Origin of the sequence: Pseudomonas sp. P7758 (assembly GCF_013386485.1) — a bacterium.
Taxonomy (GTDB): domain Bacteria; phylum Pseudomonadota; class Gammaproteobacteria; order Pseudomonadales; family Pseudomonadaceae; genus Aquipseudomonas.
Window position 1 is genome coordinate 1 of record NZ_JACARS010000077.1, and the last position, 22,889, is coordinate 22,889.

Consider the following 22,889-nt stretch of genomic DNA (forward strand, 5'->3'; position numbering starts at 1 on the left):
TGTAAGAGCGGAACCATAGGTGGCCGTTACCGAAAAAACGGATATGTACTCAAACCAATCGCCAAAAAAAACGGCCTCATCTGGAGGCCGTTTCTCATCACATCTCAACGCTCAGGTGCGCATCCCACGCCCACTCACCAGCAACCGCGCACACCCCACATACAGCACCACAGTCGCCACCAGCATAAAGGTGATCGCCACACTGATCTTGATGTCCGAAACGCCCAGGATCCCATAGCGAAACGCGTTAACCATATGCAACACCGGGTTAGCCAACGACACCGTCTGCCAGAACGGCGGCAGCAAGGTGATCGAATAAAACACCCCACCCAGATACGTCAGCGGCGTAAGAACAAACGTCGGAATAATCGAAATATCATCAAAGTTGCGCGCAAACACCGCATTGATGAACCCCAGCAACGAAAAGATAGTCGCCGTCAGCACCACCACCAACAGCGTGATCCCGAGGTGATGCACCTGCAAATGGGTAAAGAACAGCGACAGCAACGTCACAATCACCCCAACCATCAACCCGCGCAGCACACCGCCCAGGGTGTAGCCGATCAAAATCGTATGGGGCGACACCGGCGACACCATCAATTCCTCGATGGACCGCTGGAACTTGCTGCCAAAAAAGCTCGACACCACGTTGCCATAGGAGTTGGTAATCACCGACATCATGATCAACCCTGGCACGATGTACTCCATATAGGTGAATCCACCCATATCACCAATCTGCCGACCAATCAGGTTACCGAAGATCACGAAGTACAAAACCATGGTGATCGCCGGCGGCAGCAAGGTCTGCGGCCAGATCCGGGTAAAGCGCTTCACTTCGCGATAAACGATGGTCTGCAGCGCGACAAGGTTGGGTTGCAGTTCCGAACTCATACCGCCACCTTCGCCAGATTTTTCTCCACCAGGGACACAAACAACTCCTCAAGGCGATTGGTTTTGTTACGCAGGCTCAGCACCTCGATGTTCTGGGTAGCCAATTGGCCAAACAGCGCGGTGATGCCCACGGCTTTGTCCACCTGGACTTCCAGGGTGTGGCTGTCCACCAGGCGATTCGGGTAGCCGATCAACTGGGGCGCAACCGTCATGTCGTTTTTCAGGTCGAGCAGGAAGGTCTCGACGTGCAACTGGCTCAGCAAATTACGCATGCTGGTGTTTTCGACAATGGTGCCGTGGTCGATGATGCCGATGTTGCGGCACAGCTGCTCAGCCTCTTCCAGGTAGTGCGTGGTGAGAATGATGGTGATGCCTTTCTGATTCAGCTCGGTGAGAAACGTCCACATCGAACGACGCAGCTCGATGTCCACGCCCGCCGTCGGCTCGTCGAGGATCAGCAGGCGCGGTTCGTGAACCAGGGCGCGAGCGATCATCAAGCGGCGCTTCATGCCCCCGGACAGGGAACGCGAAGGCACGTCGCGCTTGTCCCACAAGCCCAGTTGCGTGAGGTATTGCTCGGCGCGTTCCTTGGCGATCTTCGGCGGGATGCCGTAGTAACCGGCCTGGGTCACGACGATGTCGAAGGTCTTTTCAAACTGGTTGAAGTTGAACTCCTGGGGCACCACGCCGATGCTGCGCTTGAGCGCCGCCGGGGATTTGTCCAGGTCGTTGCCAAAGATGTTCACCGTACCGGTGGTCTTGTTGACCAGGGTCGAGAGAATCCCGATGGTGGTGGATTTGCCGGCGCCATTGGGGCCGAGCAAGGCGAAGAAATCACCTTCGGCGACGTCCAGATCGATACCACTCAGGGCCTGGAAACCGTTGCCGTAGGTTTTGGTTAGCTGCCGGATGGACAGAGCGGAACTCATATCGGATTACGCACCAAAGAAGAGGAATAGAATTGTTACATGAGGGCAGACCGCACGGAATACAACGGCTACGCGTGACAAGCATGGTGCTTGTCCGCGCCGCACAAGTACAGTAACCCGTATTAATAGTCGGTATCAGGTCAACGCGGTCATGACCGATTTCTGATAGGCCGGACGCTGGCGCAGCCGCTGGTACCAGGCTTCCAGGTTAGGCATCGACGGGCGTTCGATGGGCATTTCGAACCAGGCATAAATGAAGCTGCCCAAGGGAATATCACCCATGCCGATCTCGCTGCCGGACAGGTAAGGTTGCGTGGCCAAGGCCTGATCCACCGTCTGCAAAACGTCGATGCAGGCCTGGCGACCGGCGTTGATGGTGTCCCAGTTCTGTTTTTCAGCCGGGGTTCGCAGCACGCCCCAGAACACGGTCTTGAACGGTTCGGCCAGGGTCGAGGTGGTCCAGTCCATCCACTTTTCCGCGTTGGCCCGGGCTTGCAGCTCGCTGGGGTACCAGTTCGAATCCGGCGCATGTTTGGCGGCCAGGTAGCGCACGATGGTGTTGGATTCCCACAGCACAAAGTCGCCGTCTTCAATCATCGGCACCCGGCCATTGGGGTTCCGCGCGCGGTATTGCGGCGTGTCGACCACACCAAAAGCCCCGCCCGCATCAATTGCCTCATAGTCCAGGCCGAGCTCCTCGGCGCACCACAGTGCTTTCCTGACATTTGACGAATTTTTACGACCCCAGATTTTCAGCATGACCGCCCCGATTTTGAAAAAGATGGTTGGATGAATGCCGGGGCAGCATACGCCGGATCACGTCCGGCTTAAATCACTCTGCATGTCCCCCAGCAGGATCGGCATCTGCTCGCCAAACAGGTGCGGGTAACATTTCTGGATGTGGGCGAAGAAGAATTCCTCGGGCACCTCGGCAAATTGCCCATGGTCCACCACGTACTCCATGGAGCGCTGGCCCTTGCGGTTGAAGGCGTGGAAAACACTGTCATGAACGCCATCGAAATCCAGCGGCGGCACATCGAACAGTTCGCACAGTTGCTGATTGAACGCCGGCGTGGCCTTGACCCAACGGCCGTCCAGATACAACTCGGTATAGCCATGCATGGCAAATACGTCACTTCTGAGCAGCTCGATCAAACGCGGCGTCGAGAGGTGGTTACGCACGTCGGCCAGGCCGATGCGCGCCGGGATCCCGCAGTGCCTTGCGCACGCCGCCAGCAATGTTGCCTTGGGCACGCAATAACTCTCGCCGGCCGCCAGTGCGAAGCTCGCGCTGAGGGTTTGCGGGTCGCGACTGAAGGTATAGGGGTTATAGCGCACCGCCTCGCGCACAGCGTAGTAAAGACTGACTGCCTGGTCACGAAGTGCGGCACTCGAACCGCGATGTTTTTCGGCGAACTCCACCACCGCAGGGTGGTCACTATCGATGAAGCGGCCGGGATTCAAGTACGCATTCATGAGGTTGATCTCCGAGGCAAGCCTTGAGTCTAACCACAGGCCTGCTCTCTGCGATAACGACGATTCGGCCAAATGTCGGCGCCTGGTGGTGATTCGACCTGGCACACCACGTAACACCCTCGTCACCCCGCTTGTTCGGATGCCGACTAAGCTCTGAGGTGATTTCGCACCTGGTTTCACGGAGGATTGAATATGCTGTTGTTGTGGATACTGGTTCTGGTGGTGGGCATTGCCTACCTGGCGCACCGGCGCATCGCGCCCCTGCCCGCCATCGGCGTGGTCGCCGTCTACCTGTTGGCGATGGGCGCCTTCAGCCATGCACCAGGCTGGTTGCTGCTGATCTTCTGGGTACTGATCGCCGTGGTAGCCTCCCCGCTGCTGCTGCCGGACCTGCGCCGCAAGTACTTCACCGCGCCGCTGTTCAACTGGTTCCAGAAAGTCCTGCCGCCGATGTCCGAGACCGAGCGCGACGCCATCGACGCCGGCACCGTGTGGTGGGACGGCGAGCTGTTCAGCGGCCGCCCCGACTGGGACAAGCTGCTGGCCTATCCCAAGGCGCAACTGACTGAAGAAGAACAAGCCTTCATCGACGGCCCTACCGAAGAACTGTGCGCCATGGTCACCGACTGGGAAATCGGCCAGGCCATGGACCTGCCCCCCGCCGCCTGGGAACACATCAAGCAGCATGGCTTTTTTGCCCTGATCATCCCCAAGGAGTTCGGCGGCAAAGGCTTCTCCGCCTATGCCCACTCCCAGGTCGCGATGAAGCTGGCGACCCGCAGCGGCGACCTCGCCTCCACGGTCATGGTCCCCAACTCCCTGGGCCCGGCCGAATTGCTGCTGCACTACGGCACCGATGAACAACGCAACCATTACCTGCCACGCCTGGCCCGTGGCGACGATATCCCGTGCTTTGCCCTGACCGGCCCACTGGCCGGTTCCGATGCCGGCTCCATGCCCGACACCGGGGTGATCTGCAAAGGCGAATGGGAAGGCAAGGAAACCCTCGGCCTGCGCCTGAACTGGGAAAAACGCTACATCACCCTCGGCCCGGTAGCGACTTTGCTCGGCCTGGCCTTCAAGGCCCATGACCCGGATCATCTGCTGGGCGACAAAGAAGACCTGGGCATCAGCCTCGCGCTGATCCCCACCGACACCCCGGGTGTTGAAATTGGCCGCCGTCACCTGCCACTGGGCGCCGCGTTCATGAACGGCCCCAACTCCGGCAAGGATGTTTTCATTCCGCTGGAATTCCTGATCGGTGGCCAGGAAATGCTCGGCAAGGGCTGGATGATGCTGATGAACTGCCTGTCGGTAGGCCGTTCGATTTCCCTGCCTGCCGTCGGAACGGGCGCGGCCAAGTTCACCAGCCTAGTGACCGGCCAGTACGCCCAGGTGCGTGAGCAGTTCAACGTACCGCTGGCGGCCTTTGAAGGCATCCAGGAAGCCCTGGCCCGCATCGGCGGCAACGCGTGGCTGATGGACAGCGCGCGGATGCTCACCGCCAACGCGGTCGACCTGGGGGAAAAACCCTCGGTACTGTCGGCGATCCTCAAGTACCACCTGACCGAACGCGGCCGCGAATGCATCAGCCACGCGATGGACGTGCACGGCGGCAAGGGCATCATCATGGGCCCCAACAACTACCTGGGCCGCAGCTGGCAGGGCGCGCCGATCTTCATCACCGTGGAAGGCGCGAATATCCTCTCGCGCAACCTGATGATCTTCGGCCAGGGTGCGATTCGTTGCCATCCGTTCGTGCTCAAGGAAATGGCCCTGGCCGGTCGCGAAGACCATGACCAGGCGCTGAAGGAATTCGACGGCCTGCTGCTGCAGCACATCGGCTTTGCCGTAGGCAACGCCGCCAGCACCCTGGTGTTGAACCTCGGTTTCGGTCACTTCGAAAAGGCTCCGGGCAACAGCCTGAGCCAGGGCTATTTCCGCGCACTCAACCGTCAGGCCGCGGCGTTTGCGATGCTGGCGGACCTGAGCATGATGCTGCTGGGCGGCGAGTTGAAACGACGCGAACGCCTGTCGGCACGTCTTGGTGATGTGCTGAGTCACATGTACCTGGCATCGGCTGCACTCAAGCGTTATCACGACCTGGATTCGCCAGACCACCTGGAACCGCTGTTCGCCTGGGCCATGGAAGAGAGCCTTGGCCACTCCGAGCGTGCACTGGATGAACTGCTGACCAACTTCCCGAGCAAGGTGTTGGGTTGTCTGTTGCGGGTGATCGTGTTCCCGTTCGGCCGCCGTCATAAAGGCCCGTCCGATGCGCTGGATGCCGAGGTGGCCGCAGTGCTTGGTCGCGCCAAGGGTGACCCGACCCTGGAAGCGGTACTGGCGGGCTGCTATCGCCCACAGTCCGCAGAAGATCCGGTGGGCGCCCTGCAACACGCCTACGACCTGTTGGCCGACAGCCATCCGTTGCAGAAAAAACTCCACGAAGGCCTCAAGAGCGGCCAGGTCAAACCGACCGCGGGCGAACACGCCATCGATGCCGCGCTGCATGCCGGCGTGCTGCAACCGGCCGAGGCGCAGACCCTGCGTGACGCTGAAGCGGCGCGGCGCAAGGTGATCGACGTGGATGATTTCAGCAAGGAAGAACTGAGCCAGGCTGAGGGAAAAGTCCGCTGATCCCAGCGGTCATATAAAAACGGGTAGAGTGCCCTGCCTCACAAATACTGATCCCTTTTGACGGCGTCTGTTGTCGTCATGCTGCGTTGCCGCTCCTCGCCATAGCAAGCTATGACTCGTCGCGGCGCCTTGCCTGACAACAACAGCCACTCGTCAAAAGGAATCGTATTTGTGAGGCAAGGCACCGAGCTATATACTCTCGCGCCCGTTTTGCTCTTGAGGACTTATCTCGTGTCCAACGTCGTTGCCGATCATCTCGTCTTGCTCGACCACCTGCGCAGCATCCTGGTTGCCGTCGGCGAAGCCGAACAGGTTCCCGAGGAAAGCCACCTCCTGTTCCTGGAGCGCTTCGATGAACTGCGCGCCTTGCTGCCCATCGACCCGATCGAAAGCCAGTACCTGGGCCAGGACATGATGAGCCAGGTCATCCTGCGCTACCCGCAAATTGCTCACCTGGTACCGCGCGACCTGCTGTGGTTCTTCGGTGGCGACTGCCTGCACTTCATGCCCGACGACGAGCTGGACCTGTACCAGGCCCTGGAAGAACGTCGCTTCGAAGCTGAACAGAACGACGAACCGTTCGACTGGAACCAGGAAAAGCAGTTGTTGGCCATGTCCAATGACCAGCCCAAGCACTGATTTCAGGGCTCACGCAGATCAAATGTGGAAGCGGCGGTGCGACGGTTCGACTTGCTCGCGAATGCGGTGGTTCAGTCAATATTTTAGGTGACTGGTACACCGCATTCGCGAGCAAGCCCGCTCCCACATTTAAACTGTATTCCTACCGTTTCTTCAGCGTCGGCTCTTTGGCCATGCACTCCACCAGATAATCAATAAACACACGCAACTTCGGCGGCAGGTACCGCGTCGGCGAATGCAGTAACCACGCATCCCCGTGGTACGACGCAATGAAATCCCACCCCGGCAACACCTGCACCACCTCCCCCGCTTCCAGCGCATGCCGCGCCGTGAAATACGGCAAGCTGCCAATCCCCACATGTTGCAATACCGCATCCAGCCGCACGCCTGTGTGATTGGCCGCATACCGCCCGCGCACGCCCACCATCACCGCCTTGCTGCCCTGACGAAACTTCCAGCGCGCATCCCCCGGCGTCTCACCCAGGTAGATGCAACTGTGCTCCAGCAAATCATGGGGATGCTGCGGCGTACCGTGCTCCGCCAGGTACCGCGGCGTGGCGCAGATCAAATGCTCGATCGGCAGCAACTGGCGCCCCACCAACCCCGGCGGCGGGCTGTCGGTGATGCGGATGCTCAGGTCGACATTGTCGTCAATCAGGTCCACATGCCGGTCCTCCAGGATCAACTGCACGTCAACCTTGGGATAACGCCGCAAAAACTCCGGCATATGCGGATGCACCACAAAACGCCCCACCGCCTTGGGCACGCTGACCCGCACCAGCCCTTCGGCTTCATGGGTGTATTGGCCGCTGATTTCCATCACCGACCGCGCAGCACTGACCATTTCCTGGCAGCGCTTGAACACCTCTTCGCCGCCTTCGCTGAGGCGCAATTTGCGCGTGGTGCGTTGCAACAGGCGAGTCGCCAGGGCCTTTTCCAGGCGTGAGATGCTGCGGCTCACGGAGGACGGTGATGCTCCCAGTTGGCGCGCAGCCTCGGAGAAGCTGCCGGTTTCCACCACCTTGACGAAAATCGCCATTTCGCCCAGCAGCGGTAAGGGAAGATTGATGCTCATGACGCACAAGTCCATTGAGATTTGAACGGATTATCACCCATTGGTGCACTTCTTATACTGCCGGTTAGAAACCCTGATGCGGATATAAATGATGACCCAGCGCCTGTTTTTTACCCATGACCACCTGAATGCCGAACTTGAAGTGCTGGGATGCACACCTTTTGATAACCAGTTTGCGGTAATCCTGCAGTCCACAATCTTCCATCCACAAGGTGGCGGCCAGCCCTGCGACACCGGCTGGCTCGGGGCAAGCCAGGTGTTGAAGGTGGTGCAGGAAGGCGATCATGTCGTGCATTACGTAGACCGCCCCGTGGCTCCCGGCGTGATCCAGGCACGCGTCGATGAAGACCGCCGCACCTTGCACACGCGCCTGCACTCGGCCGGGCATCTGATCGGCAATGCCGGTGAAACCCTGGGCTGGATGCCGATCAAGGCTCATCACTGGCCGGGCGAAGGCAAGATCACCTTTATTCGCGGCACCTCGGCCCAGGCCATGGACGCCGAAGCGATCCAGCGGCAAGTCGACCAATGGATCGCCGCCAACCTGCCGCGCCATATGGCCCTGGATGACGGTACGCGGCAAGTGGGTTTTGGCGACCTGCCGGCCTATGCCTGCGGCGGCACGCATGTGCAGGCATTGGGGGACGTGGGTCAGGTGACGATCCTGGCCCTCTCCGAGAAAAAGGGTGCATTGTCGGTGCGCTATACCCTGAACTGACTAAACCGCAATCGCCCCCGCCCTGCCCGGTTCCACCACAAACGACTTGAGGGTCGAGACGCTGGCGTTCGGATCCCGGGCATCGGAAATCACCCGGAAGTTCGTCAGCATATTCCTCTCCTCAAGCGCCACCGACACATAGCCGCGCTGGCGGCTGTCGAAAAACTTCACATGGGGATTGAGGGGCAGGATCGCACTGAACGCATCAAATGGTGGCCCGTCAGACGTCACCGACGTGCCGACAAACTCGGTCGCGACCACGGGCGAATCCGGATTCCCTGCGTCAGCGTGCAGGTCCGTCGTCCAGAACGAGTGAATATCGCCGCCCCAGAACACCGGGTTATTCACCTTTCTGCGCACCATCGACGCAAGCATCCGCTCACGGTTGGCCATGTAACCATCCCAGCCATCTGTCCAGCGGCCGGGCTTGTGGTTGGTCAGGTCACGTTGCGTGAGCGGCGCGACCAACAGGTCCTGGGCGATCACGTTCCATTGTGCCCGGGACTCGGCAAAACCCTGATCCAGCCAAGCCTCCTGCTCCCAGCCGAGCATGGTGCGACGGGGATCGCGCAGGTCAGCACAGGTGTTCGCGGCCACATGTCCCTTGTGGCTGCCATTGGCCAGGATGCATGGCTGCTCGGAGCGGTACTGACGCCCATCCAGCACATGGAAACGCGCCAGCCGGCCGTAGTCCAAACGCCGATAGAGGCGCATGTCCGCCCCGCGCGGCAGGCTGCTGGCCCGCAGCGGCATGTGCTCGTAGAAGGCCTGGTAGGCCGCCGCCCGCTGCTTGAGAAAACTCGTCACCGGGATGTTCGGGTCCTGGGACCACTGGCTGGCATAGTCGTTTTGCACTTCGTGATCGTCCCAGGTGACCACACTGGGCGCCGCAGCATGCAGTGCCTGCAAATCCGGATCGGTCTTGTACAGGGCGTAGCGGTTGCGGTAATCCACCAGATTCAACGCATTGCCGCTGCCGTGGGGGCGAATGATTTTGCCGGAATCAGCCGCGTAGGAACTGTCATAGATGTAATCCCCGAGGAAAAACACCAGGTCAGGCTGCTCGGCGGCCAAATGCCGATAGGCGCTGAAGTAGCCTCGCTCCCAATGGGAGCAGGAGACAAAACCCAACTGCGCTGATGCCATGGCATGCACCGCCGGCGCTGTGCGCGACTGGCCCACCGGGCTTTGCGCACCGAGGCCCTCGAACTGGTACCAGTAAGGTCGACCCGCCTCCAACCCGCTCACTTCCACATGCACCGAATGGGCGAAACGCTCGCTGGCCATCACCTCGCCCTGGCGCACAACGTGCGTCATCGCTGCATCGCGGGCCACCTTCCAGCGCACCGGCACCGCTCGGTTCAGGCCACCCCGACCGTCGGCGGCATTGAACAGCGGCGCGAGGCGCGTCCAGATCACGAAACCATCGGGCAATGGATCGCCTGACGCCACACCGAGGGTGAAGGGATAGTCGATGCCTGCACTACGGGCAAACGGGCTGAGGATCGAAAACGCCGTGGCAACTGCAAGCCCGCCCAGTACGCGACGGCGATCGTGATTCACACTCATCAACTGCGCTCCTTCCAAGCATCCCGCACCGACCAAAACAAATGCTTGTGTAGCGTTCTTACCATTGGCAGCAGGGTGGAAAAATGCGGCAGTGCAATGCTCATGCAGGCGGACTCGCGAAATAAATTCTCCAAGAATGTACCCGCGTCGTGTCAGTTTCATTACGTAGATAAATAGACCTACGAGTCGTCTGTAAGACGCGTCCTAGAGCCTTAAAAGCTTAAATTAAAGTTAACCATTCGGTCATTTTTGGTTGCTAGCGTGTCGCCCCTAATCAACTGCGGGGTAGCGGAATGAGAACTTGGGATGAACCCAAAAAACGCAAGGCACACATCGAACTGATCCCGATGATCGACGTGATGATGTTCCTGTTGGTGTTTTTTGTACTGGTGAGTTTGAACGTGATTCCGGCCCTGGGCATGAAGACTCAGCTGCCGAGCGCCAGCAGTTCACAGCAGCTCAAGCCGCAAAATAAATTCATCCTGACCCTGGGCCTGGAAGGTCAGCTGCAGCTCGATGGCAAGGACCTGACCGTCGACGCGCTGGTGCCTGCACTCAAGGCCGGCGAGAAGCCAGACACCAAGTCGACGATCATCGTCAACAGCGACAAAGGCGTGGAAGTGTCGCGCCTGGTCGAGGTGATGGACACCCTGCGCCTGGGTGGCTTTACCTCTGTCTCCATCGCCACGAAAAAGTCCTGATCATGTATGCCTTGTTTCGTGCGCGTCGGCTGCTGGGCAGTGTCCCGGCCCTGATCGCCCTGGTGCTGATTGCACTGGGTATCCAGTCCCAACCCCTGAAGATCCAGCCGCAGTACGACGAGTCGGCGGTTGAACTCGCGCTGGTCGAGCCGGAGCCGGAAGTGGTCCCCGAGCCCGTGGTGGAAGAACCGCCGCCACCGCCGCCGGTGATCGAAGACGAGGAGGCCGAACCTGCCCCTCCGCCTCCGCCACCCAAGCCGATCCCCAAACCACTGCCAAAGCCTGAGCCCAAGCCAAAACCGGTGCCCAAGCCCGTGGTCGCCAAGCCAACGCCTGTGCCTGCGCCAGCTCCGGTGGCCGCCAAGCCGGTGCAAGCCGCTCCCGCTCCCACGCCAGCACCCGCTGCGCCACCGGCGCCGCCGAAAGTCGACGGCCAGGCACTGGAAGGCGGCTACCTCAAGGGCTTGCGCAACGAGTTGGACACCTACAAGCAATACCCCACCGGGCGCCAGGCGTCCCTTGAACGCCCGAGTGGCGAGGTGGTGGTCTGGTTAATGGTGGACCGCCAAGGCCGCGTCCTCGACTCCGGGATCCAGACCCCGGCGCCGAGCATGCTGCTCAACCGGGCCGCCACCAACAGCCTGCGCCGTATCAAGCAGGTGAAACCGTTCCCCGAACAAGCCTTCGGTGGACGTAACGAGCAGCGCTTCACCGCCACCTTCAACTACAGCGTGCAATAAGCACACACCACCAGGACGACAGTGATGAAGTTCACCCGGATTCATCTGGCACTCGTTGCCGCGACGAGCATGACCCATGGAGTGGTCATGGCAGATACCAGCGACAGTGACGTCGGGACTATTGGGGTACAGGGCAAGGCAACCGCTGGGGGCGGTTACATGGTCCAGGAAGAGAGCGCCAAGGGCCGCTCGACCATCACCAAGGAAGCATTGGACAAACAGACGGCCACCGGCAACGCCATCGACAAGCTCAAGTACACCCCGGGCCTGAACATCTCCAGTGAAGACAACACCGGCCTCTCGGGTTTCCGCTTCACCATGCGCGGCATGAACTCCGACCAGGTCGGTATGTCGGTGGACGGCATGCCGATCAACGACTCCGGCAACTACGCGTTGTACTCCAACCTGTTGGGCGACCCGGAAAACATCGACCAGATTTTCGTCACCCAGGGCTCGTCGGAAGCCGACGGCCCGCACATCGGTTCCAGCGGCGGCAACATCGGCATCGTGACCATTCGCCCCACCAAGGAAACCGGTGCCTTCGTCAAGCAAGTGGTCGGCAGCAACGCCACCCGCAAGACCTTCGCCCGCCTCAATACCGGTGAAGTCAACGGCCTGAGCAACTGGCTGTCGGCCTCCCACACCGAAGGCCAGATGTGGCGCGGCTCGGGTGCCGTACGTGCGGACAAGGTGGAGTGGAACAGCTTCTTCGACGCCGGCAACGGCAATACCGCCAACCTGATCCTCAAGTACCACGAGCAGGACAACAACAGTTACAGCCAGTTGACCAAGGCACAGTTCCAGCAGTACGGCCGCAAGTACGACCCGTACCCGGCGACACCGGCGGTGGGCGCCAACGGCAAGGTCAGCAGCTACTACGACCTGGCGCAGAACCCGTTCCAGACCTTTACCGCCGTGCTCAACACCCAGTACAAGCTGAGCGACAACCTGTCCCTCTCGGTGATCCCGTATTACTACTACGGCAACGGCAGCGGCGTGGGCTCCTCGGCCTATGCGCTGAACAGTGGCTCGAACAAGGGCGGCGTTTTCGACCTCGGCAACCTGCCGACACAGGCTCAATACAACGCCGACGGTTCCGCGACCACCGGCGTCTACTACCGCCCTTCGCGCACCCAGACCTGGCGCCCGGGCATCACCACCAAGCTGAACTGGGACTTGGGCGACCACAGCCTGCAATTCGGCTACTGGTATGAACGCGCCCGCCAAAGCCAGACCCAACCGTTCATTGCCCTCAAGAACAACGGCAAGCCAAGCGATACCTGGCCCGACGGCAACTCCGTGGTCGACGCCAACGGCAACACCGTACAGGGTCGCGACCGCTACACCGTGACGCCGGCGCAAAAGGTCTGGACCCAGGACACCTGGTACATCAACTCGGACTGGACGTTGATCGCGGGCATTGCCTACATGAACGTCGAGCGTGACGGCACCAACCACGGCAGCCTCACCGAGCAACCCGGCAAGGCCAGCCAGACCTACAACAAACTGCTGCCCAACGCCGGCCTGAAATACCAGCTCGACGAGCGTGACCAGTTGTTCTACAGCCTGTCGCGCAACATGCGTATTCCACAGAACTACGTGCTGTACGACAAAGGCGTCGGCTCCCTCGACTCCAAGCCGGAACTCAGCTGGAACCAGGAACTGGGCTGGCGCTACACCGGCGAAGACAGCACCCTCGCCGCGACCCTGTTCTACATGCAGTTCAAGAATCGCCAGCTCACCTCCCTGGACAGCAACGGTGATTCCGCCGACATCAACGCCGGCACCGTCATCAACAAAGGCCTGGAACTGGAGTGGAGCGGCAAGCTGCCGCACAACTTCAACTACTACACCTCCTACACCTACACCAGCTCCAAGCAGCAGGACGACCTGACCGTCTACAGCGCCGGCAAGCCGATCGTGCTGCCCACCAGCGGCAAGCAGTTCGCCAACGTGCCGACCAACATGCTGGCGGCCAACATCGGCTATGACGACGGGCGCTTCTACGGCACCTTCGGCGGCAAGTTCACCAGCAAGCTCTATGGCGACCTGACCAACGACGAAGCCATCTCCGCCCGCACCATCTTCAACCTCGGCGCCGGTATCTACCTGCCGGTGGACAAGAAAGTCGTCAAGGACGCAACCCTGCGCCTGAACGTCGACAACCTGTTCGACAAGAAGTACCTGGACGGCGTGTACACCACCAAGACCAACTCGGCGAGCTACAGCGGTTTCCGCGATGGCGACCCGGCCTACATCGTTGGGCTTGACCGCACCGTCACCGTTTCCCTGGAAGCCAATTTCTAACTGCGAGGCTCAGCATCATGGACATGAACCTGCTTCACCAAATCACCTTTTATGTGATGTACGCCGCACTGGCGATTGCAATCTTCATCACCATCGAACGCGGCATTTACTTCGCCTACGTGCGCCGCCAGGCCCGTGCATTGACCGAAGTGCTGGGCGCCAATGTGCACAGCGAACGCGACCTGCCGGAAAACCTGACTCGCCGTGACAGCCTGCCACTGAGCATGGTGCTGCCGATCCTGGCGCAGAAGGCGTCCCATGGTTCGCGCAAGGACCTGGATGACGAGATCGAAACCCAGTACCTCAAGACCCGCGCGCCGCTGTCGCGCAGCCTGTGGATCATCGAAACCATCACCACCGCCGCGCCGCTGCTCGGCCTGCTGGGGACCATCCTCGGCATCATCGACACCTTCAAGGCGCTGGCCAGTGCCGGTGTGTCCGACCCGGGCCAGATTTCCGGTGGTATCGGTACGGCCCTGTTCGCCACGGGTTTGGGTATCGCCATCGCGCTGTTCTGCGTGGTGTTCCACAACTTCTTCCAGGACAGCCTGGAGCGTATCAACGACCAGCTGAAAATCCTGCTGATCCGCGCTGCAACCGGTGCCCGCGTGCAGGGTGAAGTGCCGCACCTGGTACCGACCCCGCTGCACACCCGCACTGCGTGACCTTCCCGGGGCGGGCGCATCATGCGCCCGCCCTTTTTTTGCCCGATGAGACGCCTATGTCCATATCGCTGAAATTACGTATCGCCGGCCTTGCAGGCCTGCTCCTCAGTCCGCTTGCCCAGGCGGACTTTTCAATTCCGGGATTTGAGTTGGTACACACCGTGCCAGTGGACACCCAACTTGGCACCGCCGATCTGCGCCAGCCCGGCCCCGTGTGGATCCAGCTGTTCGACGGCGCGAAAAGCCGCATCGACATCGGCCAGTTCTACGCGGCCGACCATCCTGGCTCGGTGATGGACAAGGTGATTGAACACCTGGAAGCCGCCGGCAAACGCGGGGTGAAAATTCGCTTCCTGCTGGAAGAAAAAGGCGTACGGCTGTCGGAAGCCTCGACCCTGGAGCGCCTGAAAGCCATTCCCAACCTGACCTTCCGCATCCTGCCCTATGGCAAGCTGAGTGGGGGGATCATCCACGCCAAGTACATGGTAGTGGATGGCAAGCAGGCGTTTATCGGCAGCCAGAACTTCGACTGGCGTTCGCTGGAGCATATCCACGAAACCGGGCTGTTGATCAGTGATGCAAATGTCGTCGCCCAGACCCAGGCCATTTTTGAACAGGACTGGCAGGCCCAGGCTGCGTTGGCCGACAACCAGCCTGTTGCCCTGCCCGCCACAGGCGCCACACCGGCACGCACCGGCAACTACCTGGTAGCCAGCCCCCAGCGCTACAACCCGCCGGGTGTGGGTGATTCGCAGCTGGAACTGCCACGTCTGCTGGGCGAGGCGAAAAAGGAAGTGCGCGTACAACTGCTGGACTACGCGCCGCTGTCCTATGGACCTGACAGAACCCGGCCTTACTACGCGATGATCGACAATGCAGTACGTGCAGCGGCAGCGCGCGGGGTCTCGATCAAGTTGATGGTATCCAACTGGAACACCGAAGCACTGGAATTGCCGTACCTGAAAAGCCTGGCGGTGCTGCCGAATGTCGAGGTCAAGATCGTCACGCTGCCCGAGGCCAGGCAAGGATTTATTCCTTATGCGCGGGTGATCCACAGCAAGACCATGGAAATCGACGGGCAAGTGGCGTGGGTAGGGACCAGTAACTGGCTGGGCGGTTATTTCGATAACTCGCGCAACCTGGAAGTGGTGATGCGCAGTGAGGCGATGGCCAAGCGTGTGGGAGATTTACACGAGCAACTGTGGGACGGGCCGTATGCCAAGGCATTGGACGTGACAAGCGAGTACCCGGAGCCGCATCCGGGCAAGCCGTGAGCCGTTGCCTGCAAATCCCATGATTTGCGGGCAATGTCACATTGCCAGATATGAATGTTGCACTTTTCCGCCGTTGCGCTGACCAACCCTGCACACCTCATGGATGGAGAGCAGGGATGAACACCACACGCAATGGACTGTACGGTACGGCGCTGGTTTGGGCGGCCATCGGGCTGGCAGGTTGTGCCAATTCCATGACCTCCACCGGGGTGCCGGGGGTGAAGATGGGCGACAGCTATGAGCAGGTACTCGCCGTGGTCAGCCGTGACAATACGGTGACCAGGAAGATCGACGGGCAGGGATTCCGGGCTGAGGGTTACTCGCAGACGTTCAAGGATTGTCGCAGTACATATTTTATCTTCCAGGGCGCCGATGGCTTGCAGATGGTCAGCCATGAGCCCGCGCCGCATCTGTCGGTCAGCCAGAACTGCCGCCAGCCATGAGCACTTTACGTGTCATTCCCGCCCTGTTCCTGTTGCTCCTCAGCGGCTGTGGCCAGGTATATAACGTCCGCTCCCTCAACACCGCCTACACAGCGCCACCGTCTGCCGAGACGGCGCGCTTGCGCATTATCAGCGACGGCATGGTGCGCGCAGTGCCCGGGCGCGATTGTCTGGACTGGAATGTTCCCGGAGCAGGCGTGATGGTGTCCGCCAAATCCGGCTTCGCCGACCGCAATGGCGCAAGCCTGGGGATGCCGGGGCCGATTTACACCTGGGACGGTGCGGTGTCGTCCGAACAGGTGATTCCGGCGAACACGCCCATTGCCTTTCATTACCTTGGGTTGCCGCAATATGGCCGGCAATGTTTCAACACCATGACCTTTATCCCCAAGCCCGGCATGGACTACATGGTGCGAGCATCAATGTCCGGGAGTTGCTCATTCGAGCTTGCTGAGCTGCCGAAAGGTGCCGAACGATGGAGTCCGATTGAACCGACGCCATCGGGAAGGCTATCGATGTGCCATGCGATGGATAATTTCTAGCGGTACAAACGCAACGTGGGCCGAGGCATTGCACTCCGGCTCACAAAAAACCCACAAACAAAAACGCCGATCATTGCTGATCGGCGTTTTCGTTAAATATGGAGCGGGAAACGAGACTCGAACTCGCGACCCCGACCTTGGCAAGGTCGTGCTCTACCAACTGAGCTATTCCCGCAAATGGCGTCCCCTAGGGGACTCGAACCCCTGTTACCGCCGTGAAAGGGCGGTGTCCTAGGCCACTAGACGAAGGGGACACGCTACTGAAACACATGGTGTGTATTTCAGTACCCAGAGATTAAATCCGAAGATTACGCCCTGGTTTCACTCAGTGCCGCCCGAGGGCAACACTGCTTAAATTTGGAGCGGGAAACGAGACTCGAACTCGCGACCCCGACCTTGGCAAGGTCGTGCTCTACCAACTGAGCTATTCCCGCATATGGCGTCCCCTAGGGGACTCGAACCCCTGTTACCGCCGTGAAAGGGCGGTGTCCTAGGCCACTAGACGAAGGGGACACACGTACAACATTCACTCCCTACCGCGTTTCGCTGTGTGCTTTACGCTGTAAGTGGCGCGCATTCTATGGATGGATTGGGAGGTCGTCAACCCCCAAGGATAAATTTATTTAAATCAATGACTTCGCCGTGGTTTACGGGGGTTGCAAGGGTTTCTCGCCGTCCAGGCTTTGGCGCCTATATTCTGGCGTTCCACAAGGCGCTATAGTTCGCCACAGCAAATGATGGCAATGTGCATCTACGCAGGGACTGCCCAGCTATATAGAAGAAACTACTGACGCAACTGGTCGCTCAGTCCTATCCGGTCACTGCACCAGTCACTACACTTCAATGCAAACCCCATAAAGAGGTCACACCGGTGACACCACTCATGATCACCCTGCTGGTAATAGCCGGGATCGTAATACTGATCGCCATTGGCTACATGAACCACGTGGTGGAAAACAATAAGCTGGAAAAGAACCGGACCCGGATCGAACTCAATGACCGGCTGCGCCGCTGCGGCGAAATCACCGAGACCTTCCCTGGCCAGTTGATGACGCCGCGACTCAAGTTGCTGCTGACCCGCCTGGAGCTCAACGTCAATCAGCGCCTGCTGAACCTCGACAAGTCCAATGCGTCGCTCAAGGCACGCATCACTGAACTCAACGCGCTGGTGGCCCAGGGCGAATCGATTCCGGTGAACAACCCGCCCGGCCCGATCCAGACCGAAGCCAAGGCCAAGGATGTACGTTTCCTGCTCGAAGCACTGCATGGCCAGGTGACCCGAGCGGCCCAGGACGGTTTCCTGCCGACCAATGAAGCCAAGCACTGGATCAAGGAAATTCGCCATATCCTGGTGCTGCTGCACATCGAGTTCTTCAACAACCTGGGCCAGCACGCGCTGCAACAAGGCCAGCCGGGCCAGGCTCGCCTGGCGTTCGAACGCGGCGTGCAGTACCTGCGCAAGCAGCCTGAGCCGGTGGTGTACAGCCAGCAGCTGCAATTGCTCGAGAAACAGCTGGCGCGCGCCAACTCCATGGTGCTGTCCAACCTTGAACCGGCTGAAGACGAGGTCAACGAATTGACCGAAGGCTTGAAAGTGGTGGATGCGGACGCCGACTGGAAGAAGAAAGCCATCTACGACTGATCCCCTGCCATTGTGGTGGGCGGCAAACCCGCTCGCCACATGCCATCACTCTGCACCTATCCCCTTCCCCTCGAATAGCGTAAAAAAGGCCCCCTCACTCCGTTAACGAAAAGGGCTTCGCCATGCCTGTCGTGCTCATCGATGGACAACCGCTGCACTACCTCGACCAGGGCACCGGCCCGGCCGTTCTCCTCGGTTCCAGCTACCTGTGGGACAGCCAGATGTGGGCGCCGCAGATCGAAGCCCTGTCGCAACAGTACCGGGTGATCGTCCCCGAGCTTTGGGGCCACGGCGAGTCCGGCGCACTGCCTGCAAACACTGCATCCCTGGACGACCTCGCACGCCAGCACCTGGCGCTGCTGGATCACCTGGACATTGCCCAGGTCAACCTCGTGGGCTTGTCGGTCGGCGGCATGTGGGGCGCACGCCTGGCGCTGCTGGCTCCCGAGCGGGTCAACAGCCTGGTGCTGATGGACACGCACCTGGGCGCCGAGCCGGAAGCCACTCGCCAATACTACTTTTCGCTGTTCAAGATGATCGAAGATGCCGGCGCCATTCCGGAACCGCTGCTGGATGTGGTGGCGCCGATCTTCTTCCGTCCCGGTATCGACCGGGAGTCGGCCTTGTACCAGGATTTCCGCAACGCACTGCAGGCCTTCCCCAAGGAGCGCCTGGTGCACAGCATCGTGCCCCTGGGCCGGATTATCTTCAGCCGCGCGGATGTGCTGGAACAACTGGCGCGCCTCGACACCGACACCACCCTGGTGATGTGTGGCGAGCAGGACAAGCCACGCCCACCGGCCGAATCAGAGGAAATGGCGGCCTTGATCGGCTGCGCGCTGACGTTGATTCCGCACGCCGGGCATATCTCCAGCCGGGAAAACCCCGATTTCGTCAACGAAGCGCTGCTGACCTTCCTGGCCAACAACGCCTGACCGCCCTGCCCTTTGATCACCGCAGGCCTGCGGTGATCAAAGGCGAAAGTGCCCGACCATCCCCTTAAGCTCCGTACCCAACTGCGCCAGCTCGATGCTCGACGCTGCATTGCCCTGCATGCTCAACGCCGATTGATCGGCACTCGCACGGATGCTGGTGACGCTGCGGTTGATTTCCTCGGCCACCGAGCTTTGCTCTTCGGCCGCTGCGGCAATCTGCTGGTTCATCTGCTGGATCAACGACACCGCCGCCGCGATGCTGCCCAGGGCGCTTTCGGTTTCCAGGGCATCACTGACCGCCAGCTTGACCAGTTCGCCGCTCTGCCTGATCTGCTGCACCGAAGCCTGCGCAGCGCTGCGCAAGGTACTCACCAACCGTTCGATTTCCTCGGTCGATTGCTGGGTGCGCTTGGCCAGCGCCCGCACCTCGTCGGCCACCACGGCAAAACCGCGGCCCTGCTCGCCCGCCCGCGCCGCCTCGATGGCCGCATTCAGCGCCAGCAGGTTGGTTTGCTCGGCCACGCTCTTGATCACCTCAAGGACGGTACCGATAGTCTGGATCTCCGCGCTCAGGCTTTCGATGCTGGTACTGGCGGAGGTCGCGGAGCTGGCCAGCAACTCGATACGCTGCAAGCTTTGACGCACCACCTGCTGGCCGCTGTCGACCTTGTCATCCGCCGTCTGCGCCGCCTGGGCCGCTTCTTCGGCGTTGCGCGCCACATCGTGCACGGTGGCGGTCATCTGGTTCATGGCCGTGGCCACCTGCTCGGTTTCTTCCTTCTGGCTGCTGACCTCGATATTGGTCTGCTCGGTGACGCTGGACAGCGAATGGGCCGAACTGGCCAGTTGCTCGATACCCGCCTGCAACCCGCTGACCATGCTGCTCAGGCCGCTGCTCATCTGTTGCATCGCGAGCATCAACTGGCCCATCTCGTCCCGGCGACTGACTTCCATACGGCCACTGAGATCACCGGCGGCAATCTGCTGGGCCACTGCAATCACGCTGCGCAACGGTGCAACGATCAAACGGGTAATGATCCACGCGGCAATCAGCCCGACCAATAACGCCAACGCCGAAGAACCGATGATCAGCAACGCGCTTTTCTTCAACTGCGACTGCATCGACAGGTCTTCTGCGTCGTAGGCCTGATTGACCCGGGTGACCACTTCGGCTGCGCGCTCGTGCAACTGCTTGTAGACGACTTTTTCCTGGGCCAGCAGCCCGGTGTATTCGCCGAGTTTTTCACTGAAGGCCGCGATATGCCCGGACACTTCGTTAAGCACGGTTTGGTAGCCAGGATCCTTGACGGTGGTTTTCAGCTGTTCGACCTGGGCCAGGGCCTGATCGGCCTGCTCGATCTTGCCTTGCTCGGCGTTCTCGTCATCGCCCTTGCGGCTCTGGTCCAGGCGCACGTGCGCTTCGTTCATGGCCTGCAGCATCAGGCGCGAGACCTGGCTGACCTGCCCCGCCTGCTCGATGAATTCGGCACCTTCCTTGCCCTGGCTTTCCTTGAGGCCATAGGCGCCGTCGTCCGCCAGCCCGGCCTGCAACACATCAAGGTTGTTGGCGACACTGGAGACCGACCAACTGGCCATTTCCAGCGCCAGGTCCTTGGTCTGGGTCAGCTCGACAAACTCATCGAACGCCTTGCGATACGCCGCCAGCGCCTGCTCGACGTCGCTCATCACCGGGACATTGGCAGGCGACTGGGCCTTGAGAATTACCGCCTGGGCCGCCAACGCGTCGACACTTTCGTGCAAGGCGTCCACCGACTTGGGGTCGGCATGCAGCGCGTAGTCCTGCTCGATCAAGCGCACCTTGAGCAAGCCGCTGTTGAGCGCCGACATGGCTTTAAGGCCCTCGAAGCGCTGGCCAACGGTTTGCAGCGACCACACGCCAATCGCGGCCACCAATGCCGTCAACAGCAGTACCAGGGCAAAGCCCAAGCCCAGTTTCTTGGCCATACCGAGGTTGGCAAAACGTCGTTGCACGGCAGAAATCATTGCACTTGAGTCCTCTTGCAATGGCGAATGCCATCAAGCCAGGTTTCGATGCAGCGAGATTCGCAACCCCGGGGCACTGAATACAAGGGTTTGGCGCCACAATAATGGCAAAAAGCTACATCCTCGTCGTTTTCAGAATGGTAGAGGTCGATCCTGCCGGCCCCATGGCCTTGAACAACGCCAGTGCACGCTGATCAGAAGCGTAGGCCACATTGATGCGCAGCCAGTCGCTGGATTCGCCCGTCGGGCTGAAAAGCGTCCCCGGCGACAGCAACACTCCCAGCCGGCGAGCCCGCGCCTGCACGGTGGAACGGTCGCCGACACCAGGGCGCGCCCAGAGGAACATGCCCCCCGCCGGCACCGCAAACACCTCCCACTCTTCGTCTTCCAGCACCTGCAGGGTCATGGCCATTTCCGTGCTCAGCCGCCGGCGCAGGCGTTGCACCCACTTGCGGTAGGTACCATTGGCCAGCAACGTAGCCACCACCGCCTCGGCAAACCGCGAGGTGCCGATGCCGGTCAAGGTCTTGACCCTGGCCAATTGCGCGATGATCGCCCCGCTGGCCGTGAGGTACCCCACCCGCAAGGCGCTGCTGAGGGTCTTGGAAAAACTCGAGACATAGATCACCCGGTCCTCGTGGGGCAACGCCGACAACCGGGTGCACGTGGCATGTTGCAGGTCGCCATAGACGTCCTCCTCGATGATGAAGAAGTCCTGGGAATGGGCCAGTTGCAGCAAGCGCTCGGCCACCGCCAGGGACAGGCTGGTGCCGGTGGGGTTGTGATACAGGCTGTTGATGAACAGGCACTTGGGCCGGTGCCCGCGCAACAGCGCTTCCAGGGCATGCATGTCCGGGCCGCCACGGGTGCGCGGCACTTCCAGCAGCTTGACACCATGAAAGGCCAGTTGGCGGTAAAGGTTGCCGTACCCCGGGCTTTCCACCACCACGGTGTCGCCGGCCTTGAGCAGCGTGCGGATCAGCAGGTCCTGGGCATGGCTCGCACCGTGGGTGGTGAGGATATGCTCGACCCGGGTTGCCACCTGGATGTGCGCCAGGCGCTTGAGCAGCTGTTCACGCAGGGCCGGCAGGCCCAGCGGCGTGCTGTAGTTGAAGACGGCCGCGGTGTCGGTGCGGGTGACTTCACGAATCGCGTAGCTGATGTCGTCGCTCTCGCGCCAGGTGTCCGGCAGCCAGCCGCATCCCAGTTTCAGTTCGCCCAGTTGATTGTCGATGAAGGCGCCCCACCCCGACTCGGCGCCCTCATACCATTGGTTTTCACCGCGAAGACCACGCTCGGCGGGTGGCTGGGCCACACAGAAACCGGCGCCTTGCCTTGAGGCCAGCACACCTTGGGCAACCATCCGCTCGAACGCCTCGATGACGCTGGACTGACTGAGCAGGTTCTCGTGGGCCAGTTGCCGCACCGAGGGCAACCGCGTCCCGGGGCTGGCGCCGCTCTCGCGAATCCAGGCGGCCAGCGCACTGACGATTTGCTGCACTACCGGTACAAGGGCTTGTCGATCGATCCCTAAATCCATGAGCCACTCACTTAAACTGTTGTCATTTAACCCAAACCAGTTAAGCACAGAAGCCCAATGACAGCCGCGATCAAGATTTACTAAATCATTGATTTAATTGAATTATTTACCTAGTGAAACACATTCAGGTGAGGCATCTGGCCACCTGCGGAAAAACCC

20 protein-coding genes, 4 tRNA genes and 1 pseudogene are annotated in these 22,889 nt (G+C 60.5%); 12 read left to right on the plus strand and 13 right to left on the minus strand.

The window, feature by feature from the left end:
• Positions 1-111: 111 nt before the first annotated feature.
• From HX873_RS17315 to HX873_RS17330, 4 genes are all read right to left on the minus strand, one after another.
• Positions 112-891: an ABC transporter permease gene (locus tag HX873_RS17315; RefSeq protein WP_003217229.1), complete on the minus strand. Its 780-nt coding sequence runs from the start codon at positions 889-891 to the stop codon at positions 112-114.
• On the minus strand, positions 888-1,820 hold the full coding sequence (locus tag HX873_RS17320) for an ABC transporter ATP-binding protein (protein ID WP_003217227.1): 933 nt from the start codon (positions 1,818-1,820) through the stop codon (positions 888-890). Before HX873_RS17320 ends, HX873_RS17315 begins: the two co-directional genes overlap by 4 nt.
• A gap of 135 nt (positions 1,821-1,955) precedes the next feature.
• Positions 1,956-2,579: a glutathione S-transferase family protein gene (locus tag HX873_RS17325; protein ID WP_102369632.1), complete on the minus strand. Its 624-nt coding sequence runs from the start codon at positions 2,577-2,579 to the stop codon at positions 1,956-1,958.
• 57 nt (positions 2,580-2,636) lie between these two features.
• Positions 2,637-3,296: a transglutaminase family protein gene (locus HX873_RS17330; protein WP_003217224.1), complete on the minus strand. Its 660-nt coding sequence runs from the start codon at positions 3,294-3,296 to the stop codon at positions 2,637-2,639.
• Positions 3,297-3,488: 192 nt separating this feature from the next.
• On the opposite strand from HX873_RS17330, the gene HX873_RS17335 reads away from it, so the two are divergent.
• Both HX873_RS17335 and HX873_RS17340 read left to right on the plus strand, forming a co-directional pair.
• Entirely contained in the window at positions 3,489-5,936 is a 2,448-nt protein-coding gene (locus HX873_RS17335; RefSeq protein WP_177122962.1) for an acyl-CoA dehydrogenase, read from the plus strand.
• A gap of 231 nt (positions 5,937-6,167) precedes the next feature.
• Complete coding sequence (locus HX873_RS17340) at positions 6,168-6,575, plus strand: PA2817 family protein (protein WP_003217220.1); 408 nt, start codon at positions 6,168-6,170, stop codon at positions 6,573-6,575.
• A 142-nt stretch (positions 6,576-6,717) separates the two neighbouring features.
• Here the strand turns inward: HX873_RS17340 and HX873_RS17345 are convergent, their stop codons facing one another.
• Positions 6,718-7,650 carry a LysR family transcriptional regulator gene (locus tag HX873_RS17345; RefSeq protein WP_177122963.1) on the minus strand — a complete coding sequence of 311 codons (933 nt, stop codon included), beginning with the start codon at positions 7,648-7,650 and terminating at the stop codon, positions 6,718-6,720.
• Positions 7,651-7,741: 91 nt separating this feature from the next.
• Here HX873_RS17345 and HX873_RS17350 point away from each other — a divergent pair, with 91 nt between their 5' ends.
• Complete coding sequence (locus HX873_RS17350; RefSeq protein ID WP_003217215.1) at positions 7,742-8,368, plus strand: hypothetical protein; 627 nt, start codon at positions 7,742-7,744, stop codon at positions 8,366-8,368.
• Here HX873_RS17350 and HX873_RS17355 read toward each other — a convergent pair whose 3' ends face one another.
• Positions 8,369-9,937, minus strand: coding sequence for an alkaline phosphatase (locus HX873_RS17355; protein WP_177122964.1), 1,569 nt, complete (start codon positions 9,935-9,937; stop codon positions 8,369-8,371).
• A gap of 293 nt (positions 9,938-10,230) precedes the next feature.
• Here HX873_RS17355 and HX873_RS17360 point away from each other — a divergent pair, with 293 nt between their 5' ends.
• From HX873_RS17360 to HX873_RS17390, 7 genes are all read left to right on the plus strand, one after another.
• Complete coding sequence (locus tag HX873_RS17360) at positions 10,231-10,638, plus strand: biopolymer transporter ExbD (protein WP_003217209.1); 408 nt, start codon at positions 10,231-10,233, stop codon at positions 10,636-10,638.
• A gap of 2 nt (positions 10,639-10,640) precedes the next feature.
• A complete protein-coding gene (locus HX873_RS17365) occupies positions 10,641-11,378 on the plus strand; it encodes an energy transducer TonB (protein WP_003217207.1) in 738 nt (245 codons plus the stop codon).
• A gap of 24 nt (positions 11,379-11,402) precedes the next feature.
• Positions 11,403-13,685 carry a TonB-dependent receptor gene (locus tag HX873_RS17370; protein ID WP_008431274.1) on the plus strand — a complete coding sequence of 761 codons (2,283 nt, stop codon included), beginning with the start codon at positions 11,403-11,405 and terminating at the stop codon, positions 13,683-13,685.
• A 17-nt stretch (positions 13,686-13,702) separates the two neighbouring features.
• A complete protein-coding gene (locus HX873_RS17375; RefSeq protein WP_003217203.1) occupies positions 13,703-14,350 on the plus strand; it encodes a MotA/TolQ/ExbB proton channel family protein in 648 nt (215 codons plus the stop codon).
• Between the two features lie 56 nt (positions 14,351-14,406).
• Positions 14,407-15,624 (plus strand): phospholipase D-like domain-containing protein, encoded by a 1,218-nt coding sequence (locus tag HX873_RS17380; protein WP_003217201.1) that lies wholly within the window; start codon positions 14,407-14,409, stop codon positions 15,622-15,624.
• Positions 15,625-15,740: 116 nt separating this feature from the next.
• The gene (locus HX873_RS17385; RefSeq protein ID WP_102606452.1) at positions 15,741-16,067 is read left to right on the plus strand and encodes a hypothetical protein; all 327 of its coding nucleotides are present in this window, start codon (positions 15,741-15,743) and stop codon (positions 16,065-16,067) included.
• Positions 16,064-16,609, plus strand: a complete 546-nt coding sequence (locus tag HX873_RS17390) for a hypothetical protein (RefSeq protein ID WP_102606451.1) — start codon at positions 16,064-16,066, stop codon at positions 16,607-16,609. Before HX873_RS17385 ends, HX873_RS17390 begins: the two co-directional genes overlap by 4 nt.
• A 99-nt stretch (positions 16,610-16,708) precedes the next feature.
• Here the strand turns inward: HX873_RS17390 and HX873_RS17395 are convergent.
• The 4 genes from HX873_RS17395 to HX873_RS17410 all read right to left on the minus strand — a co-directional run bounded on the left by HX873_RS17395 (position 16,709) and on the right by HX873_RS17410 (position 17,122).
• Positions 16,709-16,784 (minus strand) — tRNA-Gly (locus HX873_RS17395).
• 3 nt (positions 16,785-16,787) lie between these two features.
• Positions 16,788-16,863 (minus strand) — tRNA-Glu (locus HX873_RS17400).
• Between the two features lie 104 nt (positions 16,864-16,967).
• Positions 16,968-17,043, minus strand: a tRNA-Gly gene (locus HX873_RS17405).
• Positions 17,044-17,046: 3 nt separating this feature from the next.
• Positions 17,047-17,122, minus strand: a tRNA-Glu gene (locus tag HX873_RS17410).
• Positions 17,123-17,492: 370 nt separating this feature from the next.
• On the opposite strand from HX873_RS17410, the gene HX873_RS17415 reads away from it, so the two are divergent.
• On the plus strand, positions 17,493-18,251 hold the full coding sequence (locus HX873_RS17415) for a hypothetical protein (protein ID WP_003217193.1): 759 nt from the start codon (positions 17,493-17,495) through the stop codon (positions 18,249-18,251).
• A gap of 122 nt (positions 18,252-18,373) precedes the next feature.
• Positions 18,374-19,186, plus strand: a complete 813-nt coding sequence (locus HX873_RS17420; protein WP_102606303.1) for an alpha/beta fold hydrolase — start codon at positions 18,374-18,376, stop codon at positions 19,184-19,186.
• A gap of 36 nt (positions 19,187-19,222) precedes the next feature.
• On the opposite strand, the gene HX873_RS32105 is transcribed toward HX873_RS17420, so the two are convergent.
• The 3 genes and pseudogenes from HX873_RS32105 to HX873_RS17430 form a co-directional block, all read right to left on the minus strand.
• On the minus strand, positions 19,223-20,104 hold the full coding sequence (locus HX873_RS32105) for a methyl-accepting chemotaxis protein (RefSeq protein ID WP_371315662.1): 882 nt from the start codon (positions 20,102-20,104) through the stop codon (positions 19,223-19,225).
• Positions 20,084-21,190 (minus strand): annotated as a pseudogene (locus HX873_RS32110) (HAMP domain-containing protein); the annotation flags it as partial. The gene HX873_RS32105 and the pseudogene HX873_RS32110, both read right to left, overlap by 21 nt.
• Before the next feature lie 115 nt (positions 21,191-21,305).
• A complete protein-coding gene (locus HX873_RS17430) occupies positions 21,306-22,730 on the minus strand; it encodes a PLP-dependent aminotransferase family protein (protein ID WP_134327080.1) in 1,425 nt (474 codons plus the stop codon).
• Positions 22,731-22,889 lie beyond the last annotated feature (159 nt).

Bases quoted from the DNA above. Each gene is read 5' to 3' on its own strand.
- HX873_RS17360 (WP_003217209.1), top strand. From the start codon at position 10,231: ATGAGAACTTGGGATGAACCCAAAAAACGCAAGGCACACATCGAACTG.
- HX873_RS17430 (WP_134327080.1), bottom strand. From the start codon at position 22,730: ATGGATTTAGGGATCGATCGACAAGCCCTTGTACCGGTAGTGCAGCAA.
- HX873_RS17315 (WP_003217229.1), bottom strand. From the start codon at position 891: ATGAGTTCGGAACTGCAACCCAACCTTGTCGCGCTGCAGACCATCGTT.
- HX873_RS17330 (WP_003217224.1), bottom strand. From the start codon at position 3,296: ATGAATGCGTACTTGAATCCCGGCCGCTTCATCGATAGTGACCACCCT.
- HX873_RS17420 (WP_102606303.1), top strand. From the start codon at position 18,374: ATGCCTGTCGTGCTCATCGATGGACAACCGCTGCACTACCTCGACCAG.
- HX873_RS17380 (WP_003217201.1), top strand. From the start codon at position 14,407: ATGTCCATATCGCTGAAATTACGTATCGCCGGCCTTGCAGGCCTGCTC.
- HX873_RS32105 (WP_371315662.1), bottom strand. From the start codon at position 20,104: ATGCTCGCGATGCAACAGATGAGCAGCGGCCTGAGCAGCATGGTCAGC.
- HX873_RS17365 (WP_003217207.1), top strand. From the start codon at position 10,641: ATGTATGCCTTGTTTCGTGCGCGTCGGCTGCTGGGCAGTGTCCCGGCC.
- HX873_RS17415 (WP_003217193.1), top strand. From the start codon at position 17,493: ATGATCACCCTGCTGGTAATAGCCGGGATCGTAATACTGATCGCCATT.
- HX873_RS17375 (WP_003217203.1), top strand. From the start codon at position 13,703: ATGGACATGAACCTGCTTCACCAAATCACCTTTTATGTGATGTACGCC.
- HX873_RS17385 (WP_102606452.1), top strand. From the start codon at position 15,741: ATGAACACCACACGCAATGGACTGTACGGTACGGCGCTGGTTTGGGCG.
- HX873_RS17320 (WP_003217227.1), bottom strand. From the start codon at position 1,820: ATGAGTTCCGCTCTGTCCATCCGGCAGCTAACCAAAACCTACGGCAAC.
- HX873_RS17325 (WP_102369632.1), bottom strand. From the start codon at position 2,579: ATGCTGAAAATCTGGGGTCGTAAAAATTCGTCAAATGTCAGGAAAGCA.
- HX873_RS17370 (WP_008431274.1), top strand. From the start codon at position 11,403: ATGAAGTTCACCCGGATTCATCTGGCACTCGTTGCCGCGACGAGCATG.
- HX873_RS17335 (WP_177122962.1), top strand. From the start codon at position 3,489: ATGCTGTTGTTGTGGATACTGGTTCTGGTGGTGGGCATTGCCTACCTG.
- HX873_RS17345 (WP_177122963.1), bottom strand. From the start codon at position 7,650: ATGAGCATCAATCTTCCCTTACCGCTGCTGGGCGAAATGGCGATTTTC.
- HX873_RS17390 (WP_102606451.1), top strand. From the start codon at position 16,064: ATGAGCACTTTACGTGTCATTCCCGCCCTGTTCCTGTTGCTCCTCAGC.
- HX873_RS17350 (WP_003217215.1), top strand. From the start codon at position 7,742: ATGACCCAGCGCCTGTTTTTTACCCATGACCACCTGAATGCCGAACTT.
- HX873_RS17355 (WP_177122964.1), bottom strand. From the start codon at position 9,937: ATGAGTGTGAATCACGATCGCCGTCGCGTACTGGGCGGGCTTGCAGTT.